This is a genomic window from Streptomyces sp. NPDC030862, from assembly GCF_055571835.1.
In genome coordinates, this window is sequence record NZ_JBVIEN010000001.1 from 911,134 (window position 1) to 917,835 (window position 6,702).

Consider the following 6,702-nt stretch of genomic DNA (forward strand, 5'->3'; position numbering starts at 1 on the left):
GGAGAAACGCATGAGCCGCACTTCTCCGCACCGCCCCCACCCGCACCACCGCCGCCCCCGCCGCACCCTGCTCACCCTCCCCCTCGCGGTGCTGCTCGCCCTCGTCCCCGGGACGGCCTCCGCCTACCCCGCGCCCGGACACGTCACCGGGGACATCGCCGTCCACGACCCGTCGATGCTGCGCGACCCGTCCGGCCAGTACCTGCTGCACTCCACCGGGGAGGGGCTCCAGGTGCGGACGTCCACCGACCGGGTCGCCTTCGGCCGGGCCGGGAACGCCTTCACCACCCGGCCCGGCTGGTGGAAGGAGTACTCCTCCGTCCCGGAGGCGTGGGCGCCCGACGTGTCGTACCAGAGCGGGCGGTACTGGATGTACTACTCCGTCTCCTCCTTCGGCTCCAACACCTCCGCGATCGGGCTCGCGGTGTCGTCGACCGGCCGCCCCGGCAGCTGGTCGGACCGGGGCGTCGTCATCGCCTCCCGTACGGGCGACGACCACAACGCCATCGACCCGCACCTGTTCGTGGACGACGACGGCAGGTGGTGGCTGTCGTTCGGCTCGTGGTGGAGCGGTCTGAAGCTGATCCCGGTCGACCCGGCCACGGGCAAGCGGCTCGCCGGCGACACCGCGCTCCGCCCGATCGCGGCGCGGCCGGGTGGCGGCGGCATCGAGGCGCCGTTCATCGTGAAGCGGAACGGCTACTACTACCTCTTCGCGTCGTACGACCGCTGCTGCGCCGGCGCCGACTCCACCTACCGGATCAAGGTGGGGCGCGCGACCGCCGTGACGGGCCCGTACGTCGACCGGACCGGCACGCCGCTGACGAACGGCGGCGGCACGCCGGTCATGGAGACCCAGGGCCGGTACATCGGCCCCGGCGGCCAGTCGGTGATGCGGGACGTCGACGGCGACCTGCTCGTGTACCACTACTACGACGGCCAGGACGGCGGCCGCTCCAAGCTGGGCGTCAACCTGCTGAACTGGAGCGGCGGCTGGCCGACGGCCTACTGAGTCCGGTGTGCGCCCAGGTGCCGGCCGAAGAAGGCGGCCACGTGGTGGCGCACGGCGGGCACGGACACGGCCGGGTCGATCGTTCCGACGAGTTCGGCCCGGCCCTCGGCGGTCATCAGCCCGGCCGCCTCCAGTTGGGGCGCGAAGGCGGCGTAGTCGGTGAACACGCCGTGCGCGGCACCGTCCAGCTGCCGTCGCACGGTGCGTCCCCGCGGGTGCGCGAGCATCGCCGACCAGGAGCGTTCCAGCGCCTTCCGGTCGGTGAAGCCGTCGGTCCCCAGCAGGAGCAGTGGCCGGTCCACGCCGTCCAGGGCGACCGGGAACAGCTCCCCTTCGCGGCCGGGCGCATCGGCCGGGTGGTCGAGGTAGCCCTCCAGGTTGACCGCCGCGCCCAGGCGGGCGTCCTCGTACAGCGCCTGGGCCGCGGTGGTGCCGCCGGCGGAGTGGCCGTAGATCCCCACGCGCCGCAGGTCCAGGGCGCGTCCGAGGTGGAGCGGCAGCGCGCGGCCCGCCGCGTCGGGGTTCCTCCCGGCCGCCAGCTCCGCCAGCCGGTCCAGGACGAACCGGGTGTCCGCGACGCGGGTGCCGATCACGGTCTGGAAGAGCGCGGGATCGGTGCGGGGGTCCCTGGTGAAGACGGTCTGGCGCAGGACGCCGTCCCGGTACGCGGCCGGGGCCGGGAACTCGACCTCGCTCGCGTCGCCGGGGTGGTCCATGGCCACCACCACGTGGCCGCGCGAGGCCAGTTCCTCGGCGAGCCCGGTGCCGAGGGTGCGCGGATCGCCGCCACCCGGGCTGTACAACAGCACCGGCCGCGGTACGGGCAGCGCGGGCGCGCCCAGGTGGGCGTGGGTCGTGGTGGCCGCCCAGTCCACCCCGGCGCGCGGCAGCTGCGGGCGCATCGCGGGGGCGAGCTCCGCGAAGGACCGCGCGGCGCCCGGCGTCATGTGCGGGGCCCGGGGGTACGCGCGGACGGTGCGGGCCGGGTAGAGCACCGTGACCATCAGCTCCCGGACGGGGATGCCCGGGTCCCAGGGGTCGCGCCGGGAGCGGTCGACGAGATGCAGCGTGATGGCACCGATCCGGTACGGGCCGGTCGGCGCCGGCAGCCGCGGGACCACATCGCCGCCCTCGGCCCCCGTCCCTGCCCCTGCCCGGGCCCGGGCGGTGCCGCCCAGGGCCATGAGTGCGGTGGCCAGTACGGCTGAGGCGGTGACGGTACGGCGGCTCACCGCGGCGGGGCCTCCGGGCCCGGGCGTGTTCTGCGACATCTCTCTCCCCTGTCCTCTCGGTCACGTCCCGCGCGAGCGCGGGGGGCATGACCGCATGCTGCGGGCCGGAGGGGAGCGCGGGCCATCGTTCAGGCCCTGCCCGAAAGGATGGCGTGGAGACGGGGCCGCCCCGCGGGGGTGAGTGACGCGCGCCGCCGCAGAGCGTTAAGCCGTTTGTGTCAAAGACCGTCAACACCGCAACCGCCACCGTCAACACCGCAACCGCCACCGGCGATGCCGGCGACGGCGCGCCGCCCGCCCCGCCGCCGTTCCTGCTGACGACACCGCAGGGCGGGGCGGCGCGCACCCTCCTGTCGTACGTGGCCGCGCTGCCCCTGCCGTCACCCGATGCCCGGCTGCTCGCGGTCGTCCTCGCCATCCGGGCCGCCCGCACCGGCATCGGCAACATCACGGGCATGGACCTGCGGTCGCTGAGGCTGACCGACCCCGCCGAGGCCGTCGCCGCGCTGAGCGGCCTGGGGTGGCAGGTGCCCGACCGGCTCCTCGGCGGGGACCCGGACGTTCCCGTCCCCGTGACGGTGCCGGGCCTCGCCGAGGGGACGGACCGGCCCCTGCCGTTCGGCAAGTTCATGCGTTCCCGGGTGTCGGGCTGGACCATCCGCACCATGAACTCCAAGCCGGTCAAGAAGACGGCGCCGGATGCGCGGCTCGCCGCCCTGTTCCTGGCCGCCCACGCCTCCGCCGAGCTGCACGGGACGGTGCCCGACGACCTGCCCGAAGCCTGCCGTGCCGTACTCCCCGACCTGCTGAGCAGGGCGTTCCTCGCCGAGCTCGCGGGCGACCGCTACCGCCTTGCCCCGGGGGTACGGCACCTCGCCGGCCTGCTGCCCCACCCCGACGACCAGGACGAGCCCGCAGCGGTGCCGTCGCAGCGCGCCCCCGAGGTGCCGGAGGTCGGCCCGGCCGAGTGGGAGGCGTGGAAGGCCGGAGCCAGCCCGGCCCTGCGGCGGCACGCCGAGGCCGTCGAGCACTGCGCCGTGTGCAGGATGCCCCTGGGGCGGGTGGCGACCGCTTTCGTCGCCACCCGCCCCTTCGTCCCGGCGCCGCGGTCCGTACGCGACGCCTACGACGTCTGGCAGGAGAAGCACCCCGACCGCGGCCCGCTGGCCGCGCGGTTCACCGTCGCGTTCCGCGCGGAGCACGGCCACGGCCCCTCCTACACCCAGTTGTGCGCCGGCCTGGGCTGGAAGCTGTCCCGGCATGTGCGCACCGTCGTCGTGGAGCGGCTGCTGGCGGACGGATGGCTCACCGACACCTCCCCCGTGCCGTGGACCCTGCGCCCGGGGAAGGCCGCCCAGGCGGCCGGGATCGTCCTTCCGGCGCCCCGGTGAGACACGCTGAGCGACCGGGCGAGTGCGTACGGCGAGCACGGGGCGGGCATGGGCGGCGCCCGCCCGGCCGGGGGAGACGGCTTCACCGGACGAAATGGTGGATATCGACTTAACCTGGTGGTATTCACTCTCCAGAGCCTGGGGGAATCATGGAACTCGGCTTCCTCAAACCGCTCTTCGACCGGCCAGGCCCATGGGCTTCCGTCTACCTCGACACCTCGCGCGCGACCGAGGACGCGGCGAAGATGCAGGAGCTCCGCAACCGGGCGGCCGCGTCCCAGCTCATCGACGCGGGCGCCGACGCCTACACCGTGCGGGCGGTGACGGACACGCTCGCCCGTGAACCGGTCTCGGGCGCGCCACCCGGCCGGGCGCTCTTCGCCACGGGCGCCGAGGTCGTGCTGGACGTCCCGCTCTCGGTGCCGCCGCCCTCCACCCAGGCGACCTGGTCGATCCTGCCGCACATCGCGCCGCTCACCGGCCTGCGGGGCGACGAGCCGCGGTGTCTGGTCGCCTACATCGACCACACCGGCGCCGATCTGGAGCTGCGCGATGCGCAGGACCGGCGGGTCGTGGGCCAGGCGCAGGGCAAGGAGTGGCAGGGACGCGGGCACCGCAGCATTCCCGAGGACCGCTACGAGTGGCACTACCGCAACAAGATCGAGAACAGCTGGAACGAGACCGCCGACAACATCGCGGCGGAGATCGCCCGCGCCTGGCCGGAGTGCGGCGCCGACCTGCTGGTCCTGACCGGCGATCCGCGCGAGCGCAGGGCCGTGCACAACCGGCTGCCGGAGCGCGTCCGGGCCGTCACCGAGGAGGCCGGGAACGGCAGCAGGTCGCCGGGGGCCTCGAAGCGGGTGCTCGACCAGCAGATCGCCGAAGCGTGCGAGAGGTTCGCGCGCGCCCGGCTCCAGGACGCCCTCGAACGCTTCTACACGGGGCGCGGCAGGCCGGGCGAACACCGGGAGTCCGCCTCCGTCGACACCGGCCCCGGGCAGGCCGCCGAAGGCATGCCGGCGGTCGTCGACGCCGTACGCAGACACCAGGTGGCGACTCTGCTGCTGACGCCGGACGCCTCCGACGCGCGCCGGGAGGTGTGGATCGGGCCGGGCGTCGACCAGGTCGCCGTACAGCGCTCCCAGGTGCGGGCGATGGGGGTCGCCAGGCCCGAGCGTGCGCGCGCCGACGACGCCCTGCTGCGGTCCGCCGCGGCGGCCGGTGGCGAGGTGCTCACCGTCCCCGACGGGATGCGGGGCCCGGCGGGCGGCCTGGGCGCGGTGCTGCGCTGGAGCATGTGACGCCACCGCGGGCGGCGCGGCCGTGCACGCGTACGGTCGCGCCGCCCGGTCTCATGCGGTGCCGCTGCTGCGCAGGCCGGACGGTACGTCGGCCCCGCCCCGACCACCGGCCTTGGCGGTGTCCGCGGTGGCGGTGGCGGTGGCGGCGGACAGGAGGCGCAGCGCCGCCTCCGACGGCGTACCCGGCTCGGCGCTGTAGGCGAGCAGCCGCTGGCCCGAGGCGTCGGACAGGTGCATGCTCTCGAATTCGAGCTCCATCGGGCCGACGAGGGGATGGTGGAACCGCTTGGCGCCGGAGGTGCAGTTGCGCACCGGGTGGCGGGACCACAGCGCGGCGAACTCGGGGCTGTTCATGGCCAGTTGGCCGATGAGCTCGGCGAGGTGCCGGTCGTCGGGGTGGCGGCCGGCGGTCAGGCGCAGCGCGGCGAGCGCCGTCCTCGCCTCCTCCTCCCACTCCGTGTAGAGCTCGCGGGTGTGCGCGTCCAGGAAGAGCAGGCGGGTCAGGTTGGGCCGCTGCGTGGGGCTGTCGGGGCTGTCGGGGTCGATGTGCCCGGCGAGCAGCGCGTGTCCCAGGGGGTTCCAGGCCAGGACGTCGTTGCGCCGGTCGAGGACGACGGCCGGGACCTCGCCCATCGCGTGGAGCAGGTTCCGGAGGCCGGGGCGGGCGTGCTCGGGACGCGGGGCCTGGGGGCGGCGGGGCCGGGCGGGGCGGGCCAGGTCCTTCAGGTGTGCGCACTCGTCGTCGCTGAGCCGCAGCGCCCGCGCGATGGCGTCCAGGACGGCCTCGGAGGCGTTGGTGCTCTGGCCCTGTTCGAGCCGGGTGTAGTGGGTGACGCTGACACCGGCGATCAGGGCCAGTTCCTCGCGGCGCAGGCCGGGCACGCGCCTGCGGGTGCCGTGCGGCGGCAGGCCGACGTCCTCCGGGCGCAGTCGGGCGCGGCGGCTGCGCAGGAAGGCTCCGAGTTCCGATTGAGTACCCATGCCGTCCAGTCTCCCCGCCGGGCACGCCGGTTGCGAGCGCTGAGGCTACTCACGTCATGAGTAGTCTCCGGCCTCGTGGTCTCCCCCCGCCTAGCCAGAAGAGAGGTCTGGGTAGCCGGTGGCGCCGGCGCCAAGGTTGTTCCGTCACCGCCTGGTTGGACGAGACGAAGCGAAGGGAGCCCGGACATGTCGGCCGTTGTCGAAGAGGTGAAGTCGGTTGGTGAGGGGAGGAGGGTTGGTCCGTCTCGGATGACGGGCCGGCAGCGGTTGGTGCTGGTGGTGTTGCTGGTCGCGCAGTTCATGCTGGCGGTGGACTTCTCGATCCTGAACGTGGCGTTGCCGGTGATCGGTAACGGGCTGGGGTTCTCGCTGGCGAACCTGCAGTGGATCGCGACCGCGTTCGCCTTGTGCGCGGCCGGGTTCACGCTGTTGTTCGGCAGGGTGGCCGACCTGTTCGGCCGGCGCCGGCTGTTCCTGTTCGGCCTCGCCCTGCTGGGCGTGTCCTCCCTGGTGGGTGGTCTTGCCACCACCCCTGAGGTGCTGATCGCCGCCCGCGTGGCCCAGGGCCTTGCCACCGCCGCCGTGACTCCGGCCGGCCTGTCGCTGCTGACCACCTCCTTCCCCGAAGGCCCCCTGCGCGACAAAGCCCTCGGCTTGAACGGTGCGCTGATGTCGGCCGGGTTCACCACAGGCGCCATCCTCGGCGGCGTCCTGACCGACCTGCTCTCCTGGCGCTGGGCGTTCTTCATCAACGTCCCCGTCGCCCTCGCCGTCCTGCTCATCGC

6 protein-coding genes are annotated in these 6,702 nt (G+C 74.3%); 4 read left to right on the forward strand and 2 right to left on the reverse strand.

The window, feature by feature from the left end; all coding sequences use genetic code 11:
• Nucleotides 1-10: 10 nt before the first annotated feature.
• Nucleotides 11-1,012 (forward strand): arabinan endo-1,5-alpha-L-arabinosidase, encoded by a 1,002-nt coding sequence (locus ACZ42X_RS04185; RefSeq protein WP_468284047.1) that lies wholly within the window; start codon nucleotides 11-13, stop codon nucleotides 1,010-1,012.
• On the opposite strand, the gene ACZ42X_RS04190 is transcribed toward ACZ42X_RS04185, so the two are convergent.
• Nucleotides 1,006-2,283, reverse strand: coding sequence for an alpha/beta hydrolase family protein (locus tag ACZ42X_RS04190; RefSeq protein ID WP_468284049.1), 1,278 nt, complete (start codon nucleotides 2,281-2,283; stop codon nucleotides 1,006-1,008). The two genes, ACZ42X_RS04185 and ACZ42X_RS04190, sit on opposite strands and share 7 nt — an antisense overlap.
• A gap of 176 nt (nucleotides 2,284-2,459) precedes the next feature.
• On the opposite strand from ACZ42X_RS04190, the gene ACZ42X_RS04195 reads away from it, so the two are divergent.
• Both ACZ42X_RS04195 and ACZ42X_RS04200 read left to right on the forward strand, forming a co-directional pair.
• The gene (locus tag ACZ42X_RS04195) at nucleotides 2,460-3,635 is read left to right on the forward strand and encodes a hypothetical protein (protein WP_468284051.1); all 1,176 of its coding nucleotides are present in this window, start codon (nucleotides 2,460-2,462) and stop codon (nucleotides 3,633-3,635) included.
• A gap of 149 nt (nucleotides 3,636-3,784) precedes the next feature.
• On the forward strand, nucleotides 3,785-4,936 hold the full coding sequence (locus tag ACZ42X_RS04200) for a baeRF2 domain-containing protein (RefSeq protein ID WP_468284053.1): 1,152 nt from the start codon (nucleotides 3,785-3,787) through the stop codon (nucleotides 4,934-4,936).
• A gap of 51 nt (nucleotides 4,937-4,987) precedes the next feature.
• Here the strand turns inward: ACZ42X_RS04200 and ACZ42X_RS04205 are convergent, their stop codons facing one another.
• Nucleotides 4,988-5,917 (reverse strand): helix-turn-helix domain-containing protein, encoded by a 930-nt coding sequence (locus ACZ42X_RS04205; RefSeq protein ID WP_468284055.1) that lies wholly within the window; start codon nucleotides 5,915-5,917, stop codon nucleotides 4,988-4,990.
• Between the two features lie 186 nt (nucleotides 5,918-6,103).
• Here ACZ42X_RS04205 and ACZ42X_RS04210 point away from each other — a divergent pair.
• Nucleotides 6,104-6,702: MFS transporter (locus tag ACZ42X_RS04210; RefSeq protein ID WP_468284057.1), on the forward strand; the 599-nt coding region annotated here is incomplete at its 3' end.